The 21817-nt window shown below is 65.8% G+C and carries 17 protein-coding genes and 2 pseudogenes; 14 read left to right on the forward strand and 5 right to left on the reverse strand.

Annotated features, from left to right (window positions below):
• Positions 1–264: 264 nt before the first annotated feature.
• The 4 genes from EO156_RS14200 (at position 265) to EO156_RS14215 (ending at position 3395) form a co-directional block, all read left to right on the forward strand.
• Positions 265–564 (forward strand): hypothetical protein, encoded by a 300-nt coding sequence (locus tag EO156_RS14200; protein ID WP_016848870.1) that lies wholly within the window; start codon positions 265–267, stop codon positions 562–564.
• A 125-nt stretch (positions 565–689) separates the two neighbouring features.
• Positions 690–1070 (forward strand): cupin domain-containing protein, encoded by a 381-nt coding sequence (locus EO156_RS14205; protein WP_003487955.1) that lies wholly within the window; start codon positions 690–692, stop codon positions 1068–1070.
• Between the two features lie 222 nt (positions 1071–1292).
• Complete coding sequence (gene adh / locus EO156_RS14210) at positions 1293–2822, forward strand: aldehyde dehydrogenase (protein ID WP_016848869.1); 1530 nt, start codon at positions 1293–1295, stop codon at positions 2820–2822.
• A gap of 177 nt (positions 2823–2999) precedes the next feature.
• Positions 3000–3395 (forward strand): DUF779 domain-containing protein, encoded by a 396-nt coding sequence (locus EO156_RS14215; RefSeq protein ID WP_016848868.1) that lies wholly within the window; start codon positions 3000–3002, stop codon positions 3393–3395.
• 104 nt (positions 3396–3499) lie between these two features.
• On the opposite strand, the gene EO156_RS14220 is transcribed toward EO156_RS14215, so the two are convergent.
• Positions 3500–3679 carry a hypothetical protein gene (locus EO156_RS14220; RefSeq protein WP_016848867.1) on the reverse strand — a complete coding sequence of 60 codons (180 nt, stop codon included), beginning with the start codon at positions 3677–3679 and terminating at the stop codon, positions 3500–3502.
• A 151-nt stretch (positions 3680–3830) separates the two neighbouring features.
• On the opposite strand from EO156_RS14220, the gene EO156_RS14225 reads away from it, so the two are divergent.
• Complete coding sequence (locus EO156_RS14225) at positions 3831–4229, forward strand: hypothetical protein (RefSeq protein ID WP_005915959.1); 399 nt, start codon at positions 3831–3833, stop codon at positions 4227–4229.
• Positions 4229–5188, forward strand: a complete 960-nt coding sequence (locus tag EO156_RS14230) for a Ku protein (RefSeq protein WP_003489964.1) — start codon at positions 4229–4231, stop codon at positions 5186–5188. Before EO156_RS14225 ends, EO156_RS14230 begins: the two co-directional genes overlap by 1 nt.
• Positions 5189–5325: 137 nt before the next feature.
• Here EO156_RS14230 and lldD read toward each other — a convergent pair whose 3' ends face one another.
• Entirely contained in the window at positions 5326–6492 is a 1167-nt protein-coding gene (lldD, locus tag EO156_RS14235) for an FMN-dependent L-lactate dehydrogenase LldD (RefSeq protein WP_003489968.1), read from the reverse strand.
• A gap of 256 nt (positions 6493–6748) precedes the next feature.
• Here lldD and EO156_RS14245 point away from each other — a divergent pair, with 256 nt between their 5' ends.
• From EO156_RS14245 to EO156_RS14265, 5 genes and pseudogenes are all read left to right on the forward strand, one after another.
• Complete coding sequence (locus tag EO156_RS14245) at positions 6749–7987, forward strand: serine hydrolase domain-containing protein (protein WP_126936752.1); 1239 nt, start codon at positions 6749–6751, stop codon at positions 7985–7987.
• Positions 7988–8164: 177 nt separating this feature from the next.
• Positions 8165–9268 carry a sensor histidine kinase gene (locus EO156_RS14250; RefSeq protein ID WP_230578011.1) on the forward strand — a complete coding sequence of 368 codons (1104 nt, stop codon included), beginning with the start codon at positions 8165–8167 and terminating at the stop codon, positions 9266–9268.
• Positions 9265–9897 (forward strand): response regulator transcription factor, encoded by a 633-nt coding sequence (locus EO156_RS14255; protein WP_016848863.1) that lies wholly within the window; start codon positions 9265–9267, stop codon positions 9895–9897. Before EO156_RS14250 ends, EO156_RS14255 begins: the two co-directional genes overlap by 4 nt.
• Positions 9898–10252: 355 nt before the next feature.
• On the forward strand, positions 10253–10651 hold the full coding sequence (locus EO156_RS14260) for a hypothetical protein (protein ID WP_015462721.1): 399 nt from the start codon (positions 10253–10255) through the stop codon (positions 10649–10651).
• A gap of 290 nt (positions 10652–10941) precedes the next feature.
• Positions 10942–11490 (forward strand): annotated as a pseudogene (locus EO156_RS14265) (hypothetical protein).
• 171 nt (positions 11491–11661) lie between these two features.
• Here the strand turns inward: EO156_RS14265 and EO156_RS14270 are convergent.
• Both EO156_RS14270 and EO156_RS14275 read right to left on the reverse strand, forming a co-directional pair.
• Positions 11662–12060: a hypothetical protein gene (locus EO156_RS14270; RefSeq protein ID WP_016848861.1), complete on the reverse strand. Its 399-nt coding sequence runs from the start codon at positions 12058–12060 to the stop codon at positions 11662–11664.
• On the reverse strand, positions 12057–15404 hold the full coding sequence (locus EO156_RS14275; RefSeq protein ID WP_029827807.1) for a winged helix-turn-helix domain-containing protein: 3348 nt from the start codon (positions 15402–15404) through the stop codon (positions 12057–12059). The genes EO156_RS14270 and EO156_RS14275 overlap by 4 nt, the downstream gene beginning before the upstream one ends.
• A gap of 278 nt (positions 15405–15682) precedes the next feature.
• On the opposite strand from EO156_RS14275, the gene fabV reads away from it, so the two are divergent.
• Together fabV and EO156_RS24395 are read left to right on the forward strand one after the other, a co-directional pair.
• Positions 15683–16891: an enoyl-ACP reductase FabV gene (gene fabV / locus EO156_RS14280; RefSeq protein ID WP_016848832.1), complete on the forward strand. Its 1209-nt coding sequence runs from the start codon at positions 15683–15685 to the stop codon at positions 16889–16891.
• A 157-nt stretch (positions 16892–17048) separates the two neighbouring features.
• Positions 17049–17334: pseudogene (locus tag EO156_RS24395) on the forward strand (hypothetical protein).
• 159 nt (positions 17335–17493) lie between these two features.
• On the opposite strand, the gene EO156_RS14285 reads toward EO156_RS24395, so the two are convergent.
• Entirely contained in the window at positions 17494–18516 is a 1023-nt protein-coding gene (locus tag EO156_RS14285) for a sugar kinase (protein WP_016848834.1), read from the reverse strand.
• A gap of 285 nt (positions 18517–18801) precedes the next feature.
• Between EO156_RS14285 and EO156_RS14290 the strand changes: the two genes are divergently transcribed.
• Positions 18802–21582 (forward strand): TonB-dependent receptor, encoded by a 2781-nt coding sequence (locus EO156_RS14290; RefSeq protein ID WP_016848835.1) that lies wholly within the window; start codon positions 18802–18804, stop codon positions 21580–21582.
• Positions 21583–21817: the final 235 nt, after the last annotated feature.

Genomic DNA, 21817 nt, shown 5'->3' on the forward strand with positions numbered 1-21817 from the left:
GCGTTCAACAACACGTCCCGCCCGTAGGAGCGCCCCCGGGCGCGACAAAGCCGTCCCGCCAATGCGCGCGTCGTCACGGCGATGCGCATCCGCCAAACGGTCGGCCTGCAGCGTGATTTCGGCGGCTAATCCGGCCGCAGGCGGCGCGCATCCGACAACATGCACACCGCCCGTAGGAGCGCACCTGGGCGCGACAAGGCCATCCCGCCAACGCACGGTCTGCCATCGACATGCCACACCCGTGCCCACCACATCAGGCCCACCATGATCGTCATCGATCACGCCCCCGCAGACTGGTTTCTGCTGCGCGCGGACAACCGCTACTGGCTGGACATCAACTGCACGATCTCGGCCACCGGCTTCTCGCTCCTGCTGGCGTTGAACGCAACCGAGCAGGCCGACGTGCTGGCAGACGGGCACGCCGCCTGCGCACGGCTGGCCGCACAGGTGCAATGGCGGCCGCATGATTTTACCGCGCGTGATGTCGGCGCCAGTCACGGTGCGCAGGTCACCGCAGCGGTGCGGGCGTGGCGCGCGGCAGGCACCAGCAACGCTCGCGCATGAATTCATCGCGTCGGGCAAACCGCTTGCGCTGTTCGCCGCGCGCGGCTGCAATGCACCGCGTTGATGCAGCGGTGACTGCCGGCGATGCGATGCACTAAGCTTGCAAGCGCATTCCCCGCACAAGGATGTTTCCGTTGAACACGCGCTACGCCCCGATCGATTTCAGCGACAAGCTCGCCCTGCTGTCGCAGCACTGGTCCCCGCGTGTCGTCGCGGAAATGAACGACTACCAGTTCAAGCTGGTCAAGCTGCAAGGTGCGTTCGTGTGGCATCGGCATGCGGACACGGACGAGGTGTTCATCGTGCTGGACGGCAACATGACCATCGAATTTCGCGACGGCGTGGTGGCGCTGTCGGCCGGGCAGATGCACGTGGTGCCCAAGGGGGTCGAACACCGCCCGGCGGCGGAGCACGAATGCAGCGTGCTGCTGGTCGAGCCGCGCGGTGTGGTCAATACCGGCGATGCGGGTGGCGCATACACCGCAGACAACGACGTCTGGATTTGAGTGTTGTGCAACGGATACTGGTGCACGGCGGCCGATCCGGCGCTTGGTTGCGGAGCCCTTGCCCCGTGCGCGCAATGATGCGCTGCAGCGCAACGTCCACCACTGCGCGGGGAAAGACGGCTGCGCTGCAATGACGCAGCGCAACAGCGCATGACATGACATTGCGCTAGCGCTCGCGCGGGTATACACGTGCGCATCGGACCACCTCCGCAGGAGACCATGATGAACGCGCTTGCCTCTGCAAAACCGCTCAACACCGACCCGCACTCCATCTTCAAACCGCGCTATGACAACTTCATCGGCGGCCAGTGGGTAGCGCCGCACAGCGGCCAGTACTTCGACAACGCCACGCCGATCAACGGCAAGGTGTTCACCTCGATCGCGCGCTCCACTGCCCCGGATATCGAGGCGGCGCTGGATGCCGCGCACGCGGCCAAGGATGCGTGGGGGAAGACCTCCACCACCGAGCGTTCCAATGCATTGCTCAAGATCGCCGACCGCATCGAACAGAATCTCGAACTGCTCGCGTACGCCGAGACCTGGGACAACGGCAAGCCGGTGCGCGAAACGCTCAATGCCGACGTGCCGTTATGCGTGGACCACTTCCGCTATTTCGCCGGTGCCATCCGCGCGCAGGAAGGCGGCATTTCCGAGATCGACAGCGACACCATTGCCTACCATTTCCACGAGCCCTTGGGCGTGGTGGGGCAGATCATCCCGTGGAATTTCCCGCTGCTGATGGCGTGCTGGAAACTCGCACCGGCGCTTGCCGCCGGTAACTGCGTGGTGATGAAGCCGGCAGAGCAGACGCCTGCCTCGATCCTGGTGTTGATGGAACTCATCGGCGACCTGCTGCCGCCTGGCGTGTTGAACGTGGTCAACGGCTTCGGCCTGGAGGCCGGCAAGCCGCTGGCCAGCAACCCGCGCATCGCCAAGATTGCATTCACCGGCGAAACCACCACCGGCCGGCTGATCATGCAGTACGCCAGCCAGAACCTGATTCCGGTGACGCTGGAGCTGGGTGGCAAATCGCCCAACATCTTCTTCGCCGATGTGATGGCCGAAGACGACGATTTTCTCGACAAGGCGGTGGAAGGCTTCGTGCTGTTCGCTTTCAACCAGGGCGAAGTGTGTACCTGCCCGTCGCGCGCGCTGATCCAGGAGTCCATCTACGACGCCTTCATGGAAAAGGCGCTCTCGCGCGTGGCCGCGATCAAGCAGGGCAATCCGCTCGACCCCAACACCATGGTCGGTGCGCAAGCGTCCAGCGAACAGTTGGAAAAAATCCTCTCCTATATCGACATCGGCAAGCAGGAAGGCGCCGAAGTGTTGATCGGCGGCGAGCGCAATACACTCGATGGCGACCTGGCCGAAGGTTTTTACGTCAAGCCCACGGTGTTCAAGGGCCATAACAAGATGCGCGTGTTCCAGGAGGAGATCTTCGGCCCGGTGGTCTCGGTCACTACCTTCAAGGACGAAGCCGATGCGCTGGCGATCGCCAACGACACGCTGTACGGCCTGGGTGCCGGTGTCTGGAGTCGCGACGCTTCGCGCCTGTATCGGATGGGCCGTGCGATCCAGGCTGGCCGCGTGTGGACCAATTGCTATCACGCCTATCCTGCGCATGCTGCATTCGGCGGGTACAAGCAGTCGGGTATCGGCCGCGAGAATCACAAGATGATGCTCGACCACTATCAGCAGACCAAGAACCTGTTGGTGAGCTATTCGCCGAAGGCGCTGGGGTTTTTCTAAAGACACCTGCGCAGCTGATCGTATCGATGGATGCGCACACGAAGGCCAGTCGGCCTCGTTCCGTTGCACCATCGATGCGAAGGCATGCACACGGTCTGTGCGTGCATGCACGCCCGCACACAGCGGCAGGGGTATGGTGCTCGACAAGGCGGCCGCAGTGGCCGCGGGAGTTAGCCGATGCAAGACAGCACCACGCGCGTTGAGCTGCCGGCGCAGGTCACGGCCACGCTGGCGGCATTGCAGCTGATCGACAAGCTGCGTGCTCAGCACGGTGATGTGTTGTTCCATCAATCCGGCGGCTGTTGCGATGGTTCCTCGCCGATGTGTTTTGCGGTTGGCGAGTTCATCGTCGGCGACCGCGACGTATTACTGGGCGAGATTGGCGGCGCGCCGTTCTACATCAGCGCGCCGCAATTCGAATACTGGAAGCACACCCAGCTCATCATCGATGTGGTGCCGGGGCGCGGCGGCATGTTTTCGCTGGAAAACGGCGAAGGTGTGCGCTTCCTGGTGCGGTCGCGGCTGTTCGACGATGATGAGTTCGCACGGTTGCAGCAGGCCGGCCGGGCGTGAGCGACGCGGTGCGAGGTTTGCCGCAGTGGACACGACATGGACTGGTGCCTGTTGGCTTGCCTTACGACACCACGCTTCAGTCAAATGACTGTCAGGAACGCCAGTCAGTCATCGGTTCCCGTGGATGGCGCGCTTCCCGGCTTCTTGGCCGGCGTCTGGTCATCGGCTGGAATCAGGCGCCCCGGTGCATCGCCAGCGCCGCGATCTTCATGGTGTTCGGCATCGCGCTTGCCGTGCTGTTCGCCCGGCTGGCTGGGTTGGTCGCGTAACGGGTCGCGGGGCATGGTGGACTCCTGACAGCTAGATGGGCAGGCAGTTCACCGCGCCCGCGGTGAAGGGCGCGCAAATCGCGCAGCGCAAGCGAATTTCTCACGCATGGCTCACGGCAGCGGCGTTACTGATGTCAGCCCCCAATGCCGCACCGTGGAGCCGCCCATGCGCCCCCAGGATCGCCGTCCCGACCGTCGCCTGTTCAGTGCCCATGTCGAGCCCGCTCCGCCCAGGCGCGCGCATCGCAGTGCACGCATGCCGGACACCGCTGGCGTGGCGCAGGACTTCCACTGCTACAGCCTGGCCGACTACCAGCGCCGCCGTCGGCGTGGTGGGCCCACCTGGCGCGATTTATCGCCGGCCTATGCGTTTGCGCGGATCACCCACGCCGCCGATTGGCCGCGTGGGGCCGATATCGATTGCGAGCAGGCCCTGGCTGCGCAGTGGGACAGCATGCGTGGAGCCTCGCGACTGGACTGGCCGCATGTGCGCGACATTGTCGAGGATGCCTGGCTGGCCCTGGACCACATTCCCGAAGCCGCAATTCATGGAGCAGCGCACTGATGGCACGACCGATCTGGACCGGAACCCTTTCCTTCGGCTTGCTCAACGTGCCCGTGTCGTTGATGTCGGGCGAACGCAAGGTGGACCTGCATTTCCGGATGCTGGATTCGCGCGACAAAAAACCGATCCGCTTCGAACGCGTCAATGCCGACACCGGCGACGAGGTGCCGTGGAAGGAGATCGTCAAGGCATTCGAATACGACAAGGGCAGCTACGTCATCGTCGAAGAACAGGATATTCGCTCTGCGGCGCCGGAAAGCCATGAAACGGTAGAGGTGGAAACCTTCGTCGATGCAGCCGACATCGATCCACGCTATTTCGAAAAGCCCTACATCCTGGTGCCGGGCAAGAAGGCCGAAAAGGGATACGTGCTCTTGCGCGAAACCTTGCGCGACACCGGCAAGGTGGGCATTGCCAAGGTGGTGATCCGCACCCGCGAGTATCTGGCGGCGGTGATGCCGCAGGGCGATGCATTGATCTTGTTGCTGCTGCGTTATCAGCAGGAGGTGGTGGACCCGCAGGATTTCAAGCTGCCGGCCGGTGCGGTGGGCGAGTACCGCATCACGCCCAAGGAACAGGAGATGGCCAAGCAGCTGATCGAGTCGATGTCCGGCACCTGGCAGCCGGAGGATTACCACGACGAATTCCGCGGCAAGCTGGAAAAGATCTTGCGCAGGCGCATCCAGGAAAAGGGCGGCACCACCACCGTGGACGTCGAGCCCCCTCAGCACGAAGACGCCACCACCAACGTGGTGGACTTCATGTCGTTGTTGCAGAAGAGCCTGCAGGCCAATACGCGTACGCCAGCCAAGAAATCCAGCACGGCCGACACGGCAAGCGCACCCGCGAAGAAAACGGCAACCAAAAAAGCGGCGAAGAAGGCCGTCAAGAAGGCAGCAGGCAAGACGACCAAGAAGACTGCGGCCAAGACGGCCGCGCCCAGGCGCAAGGCGGGGTAGGCAGGTTCGCAGAACCGACTGCAAGCGTGGCATCCCCGCCTATCGGCGCGCGCTTCGCCGCGACCGGTGGTGCACTTTCGGTCCGCTGCCTGGCTAACCGCTCACAGCAGTCGATTACGCGTTACGGTTTAGCGGCTTCAAGGCGAGATCGCATCGGCACGCTCGCGCGTCACCCGGCTCAACGCGTCGGCGCTGATCTCGGCGATGGAATGCGTGCCGGTCAGCGTCATCGCCACGCGCATTTCCTTTTCGATCAGGGTCAGCAGGTTTTCCACGCCGGCCTGCCCGGCGGCCGCCAACGCGTAGACGAACGCGCGCCCCAGCAATACCGCATCGGCACCGAGCGCGAGCATGCGCACCACGTCCAGCCCGCTGCGGATGCCCGAATCGGCCAGAATCTTCAGCTCGCCCTTCACCGCATCGGCAATGGCCGGTAGTGCGCGTGCGCTGGACAGCACGCCGTCGAGCTGACGGCCGCCGTGGTTGGAGACCACGATGCCGTCGGCACCGAAGCGCACCGCATCGCGTGCGTCCTCCGGGTCCAGGATGCCCTTGATCACCATCGGCCCGGTCCAGAATTCGCGGATCCATTCCAGGTCTTTCCAGGCGATTGACGGGTCGAAGTTGGCGCCCAGCCAGCCGATGTAATCCTGCAGGCCGGTGGGGCTGCCGCGGTAGGCGGAGATGTTGCCCAGATCGTGCGGTTTGCCGAGCAGGCCCACGTCCCACGCCCAGCGCGGGTGCGTCACCGCCTGCAGCATGCGCCGCAGCGAGGCGTTGGGCCCGCTCATGCCCGAGTGCGCATCGCGGTAGCGCGCGCCGGGCGTGGGCATGTCCACGGTGAACACCAGCGTGGTCACGCCCGCCGCCTTGGCGCGCTCCAGCGCATTGCGCATGAAGCCACGGTCCTTGAGCACATAGAGCTGGAACCACATCGGCCGTTCGATGGCCGGCGCCACTTCTTCGATCGGGCACACCGACACCGTGGACAGGGTGAACGGAATACCGCGCGCGGCCGCCGCACGCGCGGCCTGCACTTCGCCGCGGCGTGCATACATGCCGGTGAGGCCGACCGGCGCCAAGGCCACCGGCATCGCCAGGGTTTCGCCGAACAGCTCGGTGCTCAGGCGCAGATCCGACATATTGCGCAGCACCCGCTGGCGCAGCGCCACATCGGCCAGGTCCGAGACATTGCGCCGCAAGGTGTGCTCGGCATACGCGCCGCCATCGATGTACTGGAACAGGAAGGGCGGCAGGCGTGCTTCGGCGGCGGCGCGGTAGTCGGAGGCGGCGGAAATGATCATCGAAGACGGGACGGCAGCGGCAGGGGAGCCGCCGAGTGTAAGACCATCGGTGGCAGGTGGACCGCTGCAGCGGCAGGCCGCACGCGCTGCACGCGGCGTTTCGTCGGGCGCATGGGCGGTTTGGTCGCATCGCGCTGGCATCGGCACGGATCGGTTGCAAGACTGCGTTTGCTGCCGCAGCGGCGCTGGCGCTGGCGCTTGCCGGCGCCGCCCACGTGGGGCATCTGCAGCAACCACATCACGGACGGAGGGCGCCATGCGTGCAGGCACAGCAGCGGGATGGACGGTAAAGATCGGGCTGGCGATCGGTGTGCTTTGCAGTGGTCAGGCGTGGGCGGGCGGGCGGGGTCGGCCGCCCGCGCCGGACGCCATCACACGCACACTCCAGCAACACATGGACGCCGCCGGCATCGTCGGCCTGGGCGCGGCGATCATCCGCGACCGCAAGGTGGTCTGGACCGGCGGCGTCGGTTTTGCCGACCGTGCGCGCGGCACGCCATTCACGCCCGACACCGTCATGAACATCGGCTCGATCAGCAAGACCGTGACCGGCGTGGCGCTGATGCAGGCGGTGCAGGACGGCAAGCTGGCGCTGGATGCGGACATCAACACCTATCTGCCGTTCGCCGTGCGCAACCCGCAGTTTCCGCAGGTGCCGATCACCCTGCGGCAACTAGCCACGCATACTTCCAGCCTGACCGACCGCTGGGAGGTCTATCGCAATACCTATCGCTGGCAAGGCCTGCCGGTCGCGCCGCTGGGCGACTTCTTGCGCGGCTATCTGGCGCCCGGCGGGCGCGACTACCAGGCGCAGAACTACCTGCCGGTCAAACCCGGCACGCATCGCGAATACTCCAACATCGGTGCCGGCCTGGCGGGCTACATCGTCGCGCGCGCGGTGGGCCAGTCGCTGGAGCGCTACACGCACACGCGCATCTTCGCGCCACTGGGCATGCAGCACACTGCCTGGCATGCGGCCGATCTGCCGGCCGCCGCGCAGGCCACGCTGTATGTGAGCCAGTTCGGTGTGAGCGTGCCGATCCCGCCGTACGAACTCACCACCTACCCCGACGGCGGCGTGCGCACCAGCGTCAACGACCTCTCCAGGCTGTTCATCGCCCTGCTCGATGGCGGGCAGTACCAGGGCGTGCGTATTCTGGATACCACCACCACCGCGCAGATGCTGCGTTTCCAGTACACCGCCGCCAACACGCCCGACAATGTCGCCTTGAACGAGAAGAACTCCGGCATCTTCTGGTCCACCAAGTACAACGTCACCCGCATCGGCCACGGCGGCTCGGACCCGGGCGTGCACACCGAGATGCTGTCGGACCTGGCGCACGACAATGCGGTAGTGCTGATCAGCAACACCTCCTTGGACAGCAGCGATGCCAGGGTCAATGCGCAGCTCTTCGACGATCTGTGGGCGTATGCCGTGGAGCTCAGGCAGCAAGCGGCCTCCGCTGCCGGCCGTCGCCGCCCCGCACCGGATTGAGCGCAGCCAGCAGAACGGAAGCGGACCGGGCATGACCTGCGGCCCCGGGGTGGTGTGCCGGTGTGCGCACGCGCTGCAGCCGCGACAGGGGCCGCAGGTCATCGATCCCACCTGCCAGAAGTCACCTTCTGCCTGCGCACCATTGCCGAGCGCCTGCATGGCGGTCAGCATCGCCGCATGAACTCTTCCTTCTGCCACCTGTTGCACCCCCTGCGTCTGGCCGCTGCGTTCACCATTGCCGCGGTCGCGCTGTCGTTCATGCCCGATGCGTCTGCCCACGGCGCCTGGCGCTGGGGCGCACTGGCCGGCTTCACCGCATTGTTCGTGTTGCACACCGTGTTGCCGCAAACGCATGCATTGCGCACGGTGGCCACCCTGCTGCAGGCGGTGTTGGCATTGCTGCTGGTCTGGATAGAGCCGCGTGCCGGCACCGCGCCGGTCCTGCTGGTGATGCTGGTGGCGCAGGCGGGCATGACCTGGCCGCCGTTGCGCGTGCTGCTGCTGGCGCTGGCGTTGAACGCTGGCATGTACGCGGTGCTGGTGCACGCAGGCTTCGATCGCGCCTTGTTGATCGTCAGCATCTATGCCGGCTTCCAGGCCTTTGCCGCACTCACCGCGCATTACGCCCGCAGTGCCGAGCGGGCGCGCGACGCCTTGGCCTACGTCAACGCCGATCTGCTGGCCACCCGCGCGTTGCTGGCCGACAGTGCGCGCGATGCCGAGCGTTTGCGGCTGGCGCGCGAGTTGCACGATGTGGCCGGGCACAAGCTCACCGCCATGCGCATCAATCTGCGCCTGCTCAGCGCCGACCCGGCCCTGGCGCAGCGCGACGAGGTGGCGGTGGTGGAACAGTTGTCGGCCGAACTGCTGTCGGACATCCGCAACGTGGTGCAATCGCTGCGCGACGACCAGGGCCTGGACCTGCAGACCGCCTTGCGTGCACTGGCCGCGCCATTCCCGCGCCCGACGCTGCGCCTGCATATCGATGCCGACGTGCGTGTCACCGATGCGCGCGTGGCCGAGTTGCTGCTGCGGCTGGTGCAGGAAGCGCTGACCAACGCCGTTCGGCATGCCGACGCCGATGAAGTGGCCGTGCACCTGCATTGCGAAGGCGCACAGCTGCACGTGGACATCTGCGACGATGGCCGCCGCGCCGAGCGCATCCGCGAAGGCAACGGCATTACCGGCATGCGCGAACGCCTGGCCGCACTGCACGGCCAGCTGGACCTTGGCCGCACACCCACGGGCGGCATGCATCTGATCGCGAGACTACCGGTATGAGTTCACGTCGTATTGCCCTGGCCGACGACCAGATCCTGGTGCGCGCCGGCCTGCGCGCGTTGCTGCAGCAGCAGGGCGTGGAGGTGGTGTGCGAGGCCGACGACGGCCAGGGCCTGCTGGATGCGCTCGCCATCCACACGGTGGACGTGGCGCTCAGCGACATCCGGATGCCCGGCCTGGACGGCATCCAGGCACTGGAGCACCTGCGCGCCCGCGGCGACCGCACCCCGGTGCTGCTGCTCACCACCTTCGACGACAGCGACCTGCTGCTACGCGCCAGCGAGGCCGGCGCGCAGGGCTTCCTGCTCAAGGACGCCGCCCCGGAAGACCTGCGCGAGGCGATCGAGCGCGTCGCCGCAGGCGACACCCTGCTGCAGCCGGTCAGCACCGACCCGGTGCGCGCCCGCTACCAGTTCCGCGACCAGCAGGCCCCGCGCGAGACCTTCAGCGAGCGCGAGGTGGCGATCCTGCGCCTGCTGGCCGGCGGCTATTCCAACAAGGAAATCGCCCGCACCCTGTTCCTGGCCGAAGGCACGGTGAAGAACTACGTCTCCACCATCCTGGAAAAGCTGGGCACCCGCGACCGCACGCGGGCGGTCTTGAAGGCGATCACGTTGCGGGTGATTTGAGGGCGGGGGAATCGGGAATCGGAAGAGCGGGCGGTTGGGCAGTTTGGACCGGATCAGAAAGCCCTAGAGCAAGGGGAACCTAAAGCCCCTCTCCCCCTGGGAGAGGGGTTGGGGTGAGGGTACGGGTAACGCTACTTGGTGCCGATGAGACCCCTCCACGGAGTCTTGGCCCGAGCGTCGAACTGCAGCCCTTCCTAGGTGACTGTTCCATAACGATTTGTGGGCAACCGTCAGCTTCGGCCAGCAACCGTAAGGTTGCCGTCAGGTCAGGCGCGGACCCACGCACCAAGGTGATCCGGCGGCCAGCGAGGCCGCCCGGGGACGCGCCGCGCTCCGGTCTGCTGCGGAGTCCGTCATGCGCCTGGTCCGGTCGTGGTTCGTGTTGATCGTCGTGCTCTCCACCAGCGCCTGGGGCGCGCCGACCCAGGCCGAATTGCCGATCAGCTGGTCCCGCGCTGCGTTGCCGATCCCAGCGGTCCCCGAACGCGACATGTGGGCCGTCGTGGGATACGCGTCGGCAGCGCAGGCGACGGCTGCCCATGCCTGCGATCGGCTGATCAGGCGCTTCGATGGGGACGGTTGGCGCCAAGACCTGGCGAGTCGGCCACGCAAGGTCGGCCAGACCGCTGGCCCTGACCACGCGGGCACGGACACCGGCATGGCCGGTACGTGGTCGACCCGTGGCCAGATCAAGCCGGCCTTCAGCAACGGAACCGAGCGCGACGAGCGGCTGCGCAGGTCGGCCGACATATAGCCGCGCCCGCGTGGTTGCCTGGGATGCGCCATTGCCGCGGCGACGGCCAGAGGCGGGGGCTGCGCTAGCGGTGCAGCGCCCGATCGATGCCAGGTGGAGACAGCAGCACGCCGCAATCCTGCTGGATCGGCCGACGCACGCCAGGCGCGCAGCGACACGGTCGATGCGAAAAGACGTATAAACATCCAAGGTCGCCTCGATCCTCCACGTGGAAGCGCAGTGCTGAGGAACATGACTGGATGAGCCTGTATCGGGTTGTCTGCGCCGTCTTGATGGCGACGTGCTCGCTCCTGACCGCCACCGGCTGTGCGAAGCAACCAACGTTATCGTCGCGCTTGATCGTGAGCGTCGATGCGCCGATGCTGGAAAAAGGCGGCGCGGTCATCGTGTTGGCGCGTCCGATCCCCGACCGCCAGTGGTGCCACCTTGAAAGCGCCACGTCGAGCGACGCCGGGGACGAGAAACAATTTCAGGTCACCGTCGCCTCGCCGGCATCGATCATCGAGCTGCATTACCCTGAGACGGGCACCTATAGTTTCAAACTTCGGCCGGCAGCACGCGCCAAACCACCATTTCTCCAATCGCGTCGGGTGCTGATCGGACAGGCCGACCTGACGGATCCGCAGACAAAACACCAAGTGCATTGGCCTTCGATGAGTGTTGTCCATGTCAGCGGCAACACCTACCCGGAAGGATGGGCGCGCATTCTGGCGTCCACATTCGATGTGCCTTTCGCAAGCGATGCGCCAGACACCTAGGTGATCTCCCATTTTCCTGCCGGTCGCCTGATCGCCCTGACGCCCAAGGCGATCGATCCCTATGTCCGTGACACCAACTGAGTGCCTGCATGAAGGCGCGTCGCGCGTGCAGGAGGTCCGCTGCAGAGCGGCTCCCACCCTTCGTCACACGCGCCGGCGCCGGGCCTGTCGCCGTTTGCGACCGAGCCGCCCGTCGATCGCGCGGAGGCTCCCGTCCGGAGGCGCACCAACGGACGGAAGTGGACGCGACGATCAGTGACGCCCGAATTCGGTTGGTGAAATTTCCGGGTCGTTGCCGACCTGGGGGTCGCAGCTGAAATGGTTGCCGGTGTGTGTGTCTTTCACCACTACGCTGAAAAAGATCAGTGTCCGATCTTTATTGGCATTGACCACCTGCACACCACGACCGTCGGGGTCGATATGTTGCGGGCCGATCTGCCCCGTCGAATCGGAATTCAGCAGGCTGATGATCTTGAAGCGGTGGGGCACCGATTTGCAGAACGCGTAGCGCAGGGTCACGTCCTGCTCGCCCTTGCCGACGATCAGCAGGTCCGGGGAGAAGCTGTAGAAGTAGGCGCCCCTGCCGGTATTGCCGCCGAACTCAACGTGCGCCACGGTCAGTGTGATGGGGATGATCTTGGAGTCCGTCATGACGTTGGTGATTCCTTGAAGAGCGGGGCGTAGAGGGAAACGAACCCCGGGTGGCGGTAGCCCGCCTGATACAGCCAACCGAGTTGTTGCGAAACGGCAGCGCGCCGACCCAGATGGATCTGTGCGCGAATCCAGGGGTCGAGCAAGGTCTTGTCGCGACTGCCGCCGATGTCGGCGCCCATCACCGCCACCGTGCGCTGCCAGGCGGCGCGTGCGCCGGCATGGTCGCCGGTTGCGTCCAGCTGTTCGCCATACCAGACCAATGCAGTCGCCAGCGCCGACACGCCGATCAGGTCGGCCGGTTTGGCCTGATGCAAGGCATCCAGCCGCGCCACGATCGCCGCCAGACTGGCCGTCTGGCGGCCGCCATGCAGTCCCTGCACCCGATTCAAGCGCAGCGCGATGATGGCGTCCAGCCATTCCCATTCCGGCAGCGGCTGGTGCGCCAGCACGCCTGCCAGCGTCTGCCGCGCCTGGGTCAGCTGGCGCGTGGCCGCAGCGGCGTGCCCGTCCAGCGCGGCCACCCAGCCGGCCTGCGCATAGGCATGCGCCAGATCGCGGCGCCAGGTGCGGTTGTCCGGCTGCTGCGCGACCAGCGGTTCCAGCATCCCCACGCTGGCTTGCGCGTCGGCTTGCGCCTGCGCCAGGTGACCGCGTGCCAGCGCCAGATTGGAGGTGCGCACCAACGAGGTGGCCATGCGCCGTCGCCAGGCGTTGGCATCGGGATCGTGCTGCACCAGCAGGCGCAGTGTTTCGATCTGCTCGCGATAGCCCTGTTCGGCCGGTGCCAGCAGGCCCTGGGTTTCCTGCGCCAGACTCAGCCAGGACAGGCTGTCGACAAGCTCGTAGCGCACGGACGCGTTGTCTGGGGTACGCGCCAATACCTGGCGTTTGAGCGCGATCGAGCGGGCGAACAAGCCGATCGCCGTGTTGGCCTGCCCTTCGCTACGCGCCAGCGTGCCAAGATTGTTGAGCGCGTACGACAACTCCAGTTGCCAGTGTGGATCATCCGGCGCGGTGCGCACCAACCATTCGCTGGCGGCCAGATACTGCGACCAATGGGTGCGCGCCAACGGAAACTGTTTGCTGCGATAGGCCATGTTGCCCAGCCAATACGCCGTCTGACCTATTTCCGCATGCGCCTCCACTGCCTCCGGCGCCTGCGTCCGCGCCTGCTCGGCAGCGGACGCGGCACGCGTGAATGCGGCCTGCGCCTCCTCCAGCTTGCCCTGATTCATCAGCACTTCGCCGGTGGTACGCAGCGCACGTGCGTGGTTGATCAGATCACCGGTTGCCACGCCCGCCCGGGGCAGGTCTTCCAGATAACGCAGCGCACGGCTGCCGACGCTATCGAGCAGCTTGAGGTTGCCCACGGTGCGCAACTGCTCGGCCAGGTCGCCCAGCATATAGCCCACCAGTTGCTGGGCTTGATCGCGGCGTTGTTCGGCTACTTGCTGGGCCTGGCGCGCCCGCCAGCCGAGCAGCAGCGAGGCGCTGGCCAGCACCACCAGCAGTGCGGCAGCGGCGGCGTACAGACCGCGGCGCTGGCGTTGGGAGCGTTCGCAGGCGCGCAGGAAGGCATGATCCAGTGCGTCCAGATCCTGCGGCATGCGCCGTGCAGCCTCGCGTGCTTCGCTCAGCGGGCGGCCGCTGTTGAGCAAGTGATCGCTGCGCCGGCCTTCGGCGGCCCAGCGCTGTGCCGCCAGTTGCAGCCGCTTGCGTGCCTGCAACAGGCGGCGGTTTTCATGGATCCACTCGGCTGCGCGCGGCCATTGCCGCAACAGGGCTTCGTGCGCGACCGCAAAGCCCGGCTCGCCGGCCACCAGCTCGCTGACGAACAGGCGCGCATGCACGAACGCATCCACCAGCACGCGCGCTGCGCTGCTGGCCGGCAGTGCCGACCACAGCGCACGCCGCGCGGTGACGGCATCGCTGTCGGGGTGGATCACGCTCAGCAGCGTCAGCACCTCGCCCAGCGCGGCCCGCGCATCGGAAGGCAATGCGCGAAACGTCTGTTCGGCATGATGCGCCAGCGCGCCTTCCAGCCCGCCCAGCGCGCCATACGCCGCGAACGTCAGCACGCCATCGTCGCTGCGCTGCGCATGCAGGGCATGCAGCAGATGTTGCAGCAATGGCAGTGCGTCGGGCTGGCGCGTGGTGGCATCGCGCAGCACATCGTCCAGGCGGCCGGCGCCGCTGTGGTCTTCTTCGAAGCGCAGCCCGGCCATCGCTGCCGGTATGCGAATGATCTGGCCGATCTCGCCATCGCGTGGCGGCAGCAGATCCACGTGCCCATCGCCGCGTTTGAGCTCGACGATGTCCGGCAGTGCATCGATCAGGCGCGGATAGAAATCGCTGCGGGTGAGCATCAGCACGGCCACGTGCGCGCTGGCGCAGAGCGCGTGCAAGGCCGCTGCCAGCGCGGCGCGATCGGCGGCAGTGATGCCGGGCGTGGCCACCATCGCTTCGGCATGGTCGATGACCAGCAGCAGATGGCGCTGGGTGTGCACGTTGTCGCGCGCGTGAGCGCTCTGGCGCATCGCTTCGTCGATGGCCGCATGCAGCGGCGCAGGTTGCTGCAGCCATTCGGGCAGGCGTGCCGTCTGCGCCGGCGACAGCACCGCGCGCCCACCCGGTGCCCATTGCCCCAGTGCGCGTGCGAGCGTGTCCAGCACATCGCCGCCGCGGCATTGCGCCAGGTTGCAGTACGCCACCGCGATGGCCTCCAGCCCATCCAGGCCGCCGGGCTGGCACAGCAACGGCACCACGCCGGCGCGCAGCAACGAGGTCTTGCCGCAGCCGCTGGCGCCGCTCACCAGCATCAGCCCGCGCCGGCTGTGCAATTGCGCGCGCAACGCGCCCAGCACCTGCGCAATGGCATGGCTGCGGCCGAAGAACACGTCTGCATATGCCGGGTCGAATGCCTGCAGCCCCATGTACGGGTTGCCATGCCCCCACACCTGCGTACCGATCACCGCACCGCGGTAATCGTCGGGAAACACCACCTTCGGCAGCAGCCGGTAGCCACGCTTGCGGATGGTCTCGATAAAGCGCGGCTGGCGGCTGTCGTCGCCGAGCTTGCGGCGCAGCTGGGCGATGGTCTTGTGCACCGGGTTATCGCCGTAGAAGCTGCCGTGCCACACCTCGATCAACAACTGCTCGGCGCTGATGACCTCGCCGGCGCGCTCGGCCAGCGCGATCAGCACTTCCATCATGCGCGGTTCCAGCGTGATGGTCCGGCCGTCGTCGATCAGCGTCAGCCGCTCCGGCTCGACCAGCAGCGGGCCAAGACGGAACCGCGGAACGGAGCCCAGCTGCGTGACGCGCTCGCTTCGAAGAGACATCGCTCAAATAACCGGTCGCACAACTGGAAGGGGCCTCGACAATCGCCATCAGGCGCGGCCAGGCACGGCACGGCAGGGCGGAAACGTAGCACAGCCCGCTGCCGGGTAAGTCGATTACGGTCGCTGTTCGTTGCGGCGCGCGCGCAGGTGCTGGCGTCGGGCTGCCCTGCGGCGGCCTTCAGTACGTCCATACAGCGGCGTGTGTTACGCATCAGGCTGTTTCGTGCGCGCCACACGCACTAAGATGCCGCCAGCATCTTGCTGACCAGGAGTCCACGTTGATCATCCATCCCAAAGTGCGCGGCTTCATCTGCACCACCACGCATCCGCTTGGCTGCGAGCGCAATGTGCTCGAGCAGATTGCCGCAACGCGTGCGCGTGGCGTACGCACCGACGGCCCCAAGAAAGTGCTGGTGATCGGCGCGTCCAGCGGCTACGGCCTGGCCTCGCGCATCACCGCTGCCTTCGGGTTCGGTGCGGACACGCTGGGCGTGTTCTTCGAAAAGCCCGGCACCGCCAGCAAGGCCGGCACGGCCGGCTGGTACAACTCGGCCGCGTTCGACAAACATGCCAAGGCGGCCGGGCTGTATAGCAAGTCGATCAATGGCGACGCGTTTTCCGATGCCGCGCGCGAGAAGGTGATCGAGCTGATCAAGACCGAGATGGGCGGGCAGGTCGACCTGGTGGTGTATTCGCTGGCCTCGCCGGTGCGCAAGCTGCCGGGCAGCGGCGAAGTCAAGCGCTCGGCGCTCAAGCCGATCGGGCAGACCTATACCGCCACCGCCATCGACACCAACAAGGACACCATCATCCAGGCCTCGATCGAGCCGGCCAGCGCGCAGGAGATCGAAGATACCGTCACCGTAATGGGCGGGCAGGATTGGGAATTGTGGATCGACGCGCTGGAAGGCGCCGGCGTGCTCGCCGATGGCGCGCGCAGCGTGGCCTTCAGCTATATCGGCACCGAAATCACCTGGCCGATCTACTGGCATGGCGCACTCGGCAAGGCCAAGGTCGACCTGGACCACACCGCGCAGCGCTTGAATGCGCGCCTGGCCAAGCGCGGTGGCGGCGCCAATGTGGCGGTGCTCAAGTCGGTGGTCACCCAGGCCAGCGCGGCCATTCCGGTGATGCCGCTGTACATCTCCATGGTCTACAAGATCATGAAAGAAAAGGGCCTGCACGAAGGCACCATCGAGCAGCTCGACCGCCTGTTCCGCGAGCGCCTGTACCGCGAAGACGGCCAGCCGGCGCAGTTGGACGACGAAAACCGTCTGCGCCTGGACGACTGGGAACTGCGCGACGACGTGCAGGACGCCTGCAAGGCGCTATGGCCGCAGGTCACGACCGAGAACCTGTTCGAGCTCACCGACTACGCCGGCTACAAGCACGAGTTCCTCAAGCTGTTCGGCTTCGAGCGCACCGATGTGGATTACGACGCCGACGTGGCGACGGATGTCAGCTTCGATTGCATCGAGTTGGGCTGAGAATCGGGAATCGGGAATTGCAAGAGCGGTGGCTGATGCAGCACTGATCTTGGGCGGACATCAAGACTTCGCGATAAGGACAACCGGTACGTTGCCGGTTGTCTTGCTGAGCTGCTGCGACGAATCCCCATTCCCTAATTCCGAATCCCGGCCCCCAATGGACAAACTTATCGCATCTGGTCCTGGCCTTTCTTGTCAGTGGCGTCTGTGCCGCGCTGTTGCGGTTTATCCGTGCGCACGGTGCGCTCAAAGCACTCGCCAATCCTGTGATCACTACGGCCGTGGTCTGCGCCGTGGTGGTGCAGGACGGCTCGGCACCGCCGTGGCAGAACGCGCTATTGATTGCGGCGTTCTTCAGCGTGCCTGCCTCGCTCTGCGTGGTGCTGGTAAGTGCCGCGATGGCATGGCTCATCAACAAGCGCCTCGCACGCAAGCCCGCCTGAAACGCGTCAGCGCAGCGAACAACACCTAGCGGGCATCTGCCAGCTGCCCGCTGGCGCGCAATCGCGCGCCAGTTCCGGATGCGCCGTGCTATCGGCAAAACATTCGAATCCAGTGCCGAAAACCAGCGCTCTCAGCTCTTACGATTCCCAATTCCCAATTCACCGCCTTACATCGAACCGCGCATCGCCCACGCAGGCCTGCACGTCGGCCACCGACAGCGGATTGAAATCGCCCGGGATCGAATGCTTCAAACAGCCGGCGGCCAGGCCGAAGCGCACGGTATCCTCCAGCGACCAGCCTTCGATCAGGCCGTGCAGCACGCCGGCCGCAAACGCGTCGCCGCCGCCAATGCGGTCGATGATGGGGGTGAGCTCTTCGCTGGGCGCACGCGCCAACGCGCCCTGGCGCGGCACCAGCATCGCGCCCAGGCTGTGGTGGTCCACGTGATGCGCCACGCGTTGCGTGCAGGCCATCAACTGCAGCTGCGGGAATGCAGCGAAGGCGTGCTGCGCGGCCGCTTCCACGCGCGCTTCCAGCGTGTCCTGCGCGAACTCCCCGCCCAGCACCACGCCGATGTCGCGGTAATCGGCAAACACCACATCCGCACAGGCAAACAGCTGATGCAGGATGCCGCGCGCATCGCCCTGCCAGCATTGCCACAACTTGGGCCGGTAGTTGCCGTCGAACGACACCTTCACCCCGGCCGCGCGCGCAGCACGTGCCGCCGCCAACGTGGCCTGCGCCACCTCCGCGCCCAATGCCGGGCTCACCCCGGACAGGTGCAGCCACTGCACGCCTTCCAGCAGACGCGGCCAGTCGTAGGCATCGGCCGGTGCCAGCGCAAAGGCCGAGTCGGCGCGGTCGTAGATCACCTCGCTGGGGCGATGGATCGCCCCGGTGGTCAGGAAATACAGGCCCATGCGGCCATCCACGCGCCGCACATGGCGGGTATCCACGTCGTGCCGGCGCAGTTCGCCCAGTACCGCGGCGCCCAACGGGTTGTCCGCCACCGTGCTGACCATGGCCACGTCATGGCCGAAATGCGCCAGCGAGACGCCGACGTTGGCCTCCGCGCCGCCGCAGTGCACATCCAGCCGAGGCTGCTGCAGCAGCAGTTCATGGCCAGGCGCCCCCAGGCGCAGCAATAACTCACCAAAACACAGGATACGGGCACGGCTCATACGGCAATTACCTCGGCTGGGTGGTACGTGACGGGTGGGGGCGCCGTCGCGCACTGAGATGACCATCGGTGTCATTCTAGCCGGCGCGAAATGCCGGCTGCTACGGACATGATGCGGCGTGAAGGGACCGCCTGCACCCGTTTTTCGGAAATTTGGTGGCGTTTTCTGCTGCGCTGCAAGATGTTACGGGACGATTCAGCTGGTAACGTCGTTTTGACCAGCGGTGTCATTGCCGCGCTCAACCCGCTATTTCACATTGTTCATGGACCCTTGGGAGGGGAGGACATGCAATTTCGGACCACCAGCCGGAAGACACCGGTTACCTTGCTTGCGCTGTCGATCGGCCTGGCGCTGAGCGGCCAGGCTGCCGCACAAGACGCCGCCCAATCGCCCGCTGAGCCCGCCGTCGACCTGGACACTGTCACGGTGACCGGTTACCGCGCCAGCGTCGAGAAGGCCCTGGACATCAAGCGCGGCGAAGCCGGCGTGGTCGATGCCATCGTGGCCGAAGACATCGGCAAGTTCCCCGACCTCAACCTGGCCGAGTCGCTGCAGCGCATTCCCGGCGTGGTGATCACCCGCGACGCCGGCGAAGGCCGCGCCATCACGGTGCGTGGCCTGGGCCCGGAATTCACCCGCGTCCGCATCAACGGCATGGAAGCGCTCACCACCGTGGGCGCCGGCGACCAGAGCGGCGGCACCAACCGCGGCCGCGGCTTCGACTTCAACGTCTTCGCCTCGGACCTGTTCTCGCAGCTGATCGCCCGCAAGACGGCCTCGGCCGATGTGGAAGAGGGCTCGCTGGGGGCCACCGTCGACCTGCGCACCGCGCGCCCGTTCGACTACAGCGGCTTTACGTTTGCCGCCAGTGGCCAGGCGGCCTACAACGCCATGGCCGAGAAGGCCAACCCGCGCGTGGCTGCGTTGATCGCCAATACCTGGGCCGACAACACCTTCGGCGCCTTGCTGTCGGTGGCCTACACCGAGCGGCAGGTGCTGGAAGAAGGCTCCAACACCGGCCGCTGGGCCAATGGGACGAGCAACGGCAACTTCAGTGCGGCATCGCCATTTGCGGCCGCACGCTCGGCGGACGTGTACCACCCGCGCTTCCCGCGTTATGTGCAGATGGAACACGACCAGCAGCGCCTGGGCGTGACCGGGTCGTTGCAGTGGAAGCCCACCGACCGCACCACCATCTCGCTGGACGCGCTGTACTCCAAGATCGACGCCACGCGCGATGAGCACTACATCGAGGCCATCTCCTTCAGCCGCGGTCGCGACAGCGGCACGCCGCGGCGCGCCGATCGCGACGGCAAGCCGGCCACCATCGTGCGCAATGGCGAGATCCGCAACAACGCGCTGGTGTACGGCGAATTCGACAACGTCGATATCCGCTCGGAGAACCGCCACGACGAGTGGAACACCGAGTTCAAGCAGGTCAGCCTGGATCTGGAGCACCGCTTCAGCGATGCCTTCTCCGTGTCCGGCCGTGTCGGTACCTCGCGCTCGGCGCACGAGAACCCGGTGCAGACCACCATCATCATGGACAAGTACGACGTCGACGGGTACAGCTACGACTATCGCGGCAACAATCGCGCGCCGGTGCTGAACTACGGCATCGACCCGACCAATCCTGCCGGGTGGGAACTGGCCGAAATCCGCCTGCGTCCGCAGACGGTGGACAACGATTTCGATACGGCGCAGATCGACTTCAACTGGAACATCAGCCCCAGGTTCCGCCTCAAGGGTGGCGTGCTGGCCAAGGACTACACATTCAGCACGGTTGAGCTGCGTCGCGCCAGCGAAATTGCGGTGCCGACCTTCGCCGATGGCACCCGCATCGTGCCGACGGACCTGACCGAGCAGGCCGGCCTCAAGGGCATCAACGGCAGCCCGTCCAACTGGGTCGTTCCCAACCTGGATGCAGTGGCCAACCAGCTCGGCATCTACCGCAACGCCGGCACCTACGCCGTGGCGCCGCGCGCCAACAACACCCGCAGCGTCGAAGAAAAGGACCGCGGCGTCTGGTTGATGGGCGAGTTCTCCACCGACCTGGGCTCCATCCCGCTGTCGGGTAATGTCGGCGTGCGCTATGTGCGTACCGAGCAGGAATCCACCGGCTATGCGTTGATCAACAACGCGCCGGCGCTGACCACGGTGGGCCGCAAGTACAACAACACGCTGCCCTCGTTCAACCTGGTGGCCGAGCTCGCGCCCGACCTGCTGCTGCGTCTGGGCGCGGCCAAGGTGATGTCGCGCCCCGGCCTGGGCAGCCTCACGCCCGGTGTGACCGTGGCGGTGGCCGGTGGCGCACGCACCGTGTCCGGCGGCAACCCGGATCTGGATCCAATCGAAGCCACCAATGTCGATCTTGGCCTGGAGTGGTACTTCAACGAGGGCGCGATGCTCGGTGTCGGCGTGTTCTACAAGGACATCGAAAGTTTCATCCAGACCGCACGCGAAGTGCGCCCGTATGCCAGCAGTGGCTTGCCGGCTTCCTTGCTGGATGGCACCGGCGCCAGCATCAACGACGACTTCACCTTCAGCATTCCGTTGAATACACCCGGTGGCGAGTTGAAGGGCGTGGAAGCGAACTATGTTCAGCCCTTTACGTTCCTGCCGGGCAAGTGGGCCAATCTGGGCGTGCAACTGAACTACACCTGGGTGGATTCGCAGATCCAGTACCTGTCCAGCACCGGCGCACCGGTGATGAAGAACGACCTGACCGGGTTGTCGCGCTCGTCGTGGAATGCGACCTTGTTCTACGAGGGCGAGTCCTTCGCCGGCCGCATCTCGGCCACCAATCGCGACGATTACCTGACCCAGGCCCCCGGCACCGAAGCGGGATTCAACGTCGATGGCGTGCACGGCATGACCGGTACCACCATGATCGACGCCTCGCTGCGCTACAAGATTAGCAAGCAGCTGGAGCTGAGCCTGGAGGGCATTAACCTCACCAACGAAGCGTCCGACGAATGGGTGTGGTCGCCGCAAACCGGCGAGTTGCCGTTGCAGTACACCGAAACCGGCCGCCAGTACTTGCTGGGCCTGCGCTACAAGTTCTAAGTGCAGCCAAGTCGCGCCAAGTGATCTCGCGCCCGCCACGTACATCGCGTAGCGGGCGCGAGATCGACGTTGCAACGCATCTGTACGACGCACCGCACCCCGCACCCCGCTGCACGCAACCCAGTGGTGGATGGCAACCCGTCCGCGCCGCGCACGACGCACCGCCTGGGTCATCAGCGTGCATCCAGTGGTGACCAAGGTGCGATGCACGGGCAGGCTGGCACCGCGTAGGCTA

The organism is Xanthomonas sp. DAR33341 (assembly GCF_003992815.1).
Lineage (GTDB): Bacteria > Pseudomonadota > Gammaproteobacteria > Xanthomonadales > Xanthomonadaceae > Xanthomonas > Xanthomonas cissicola.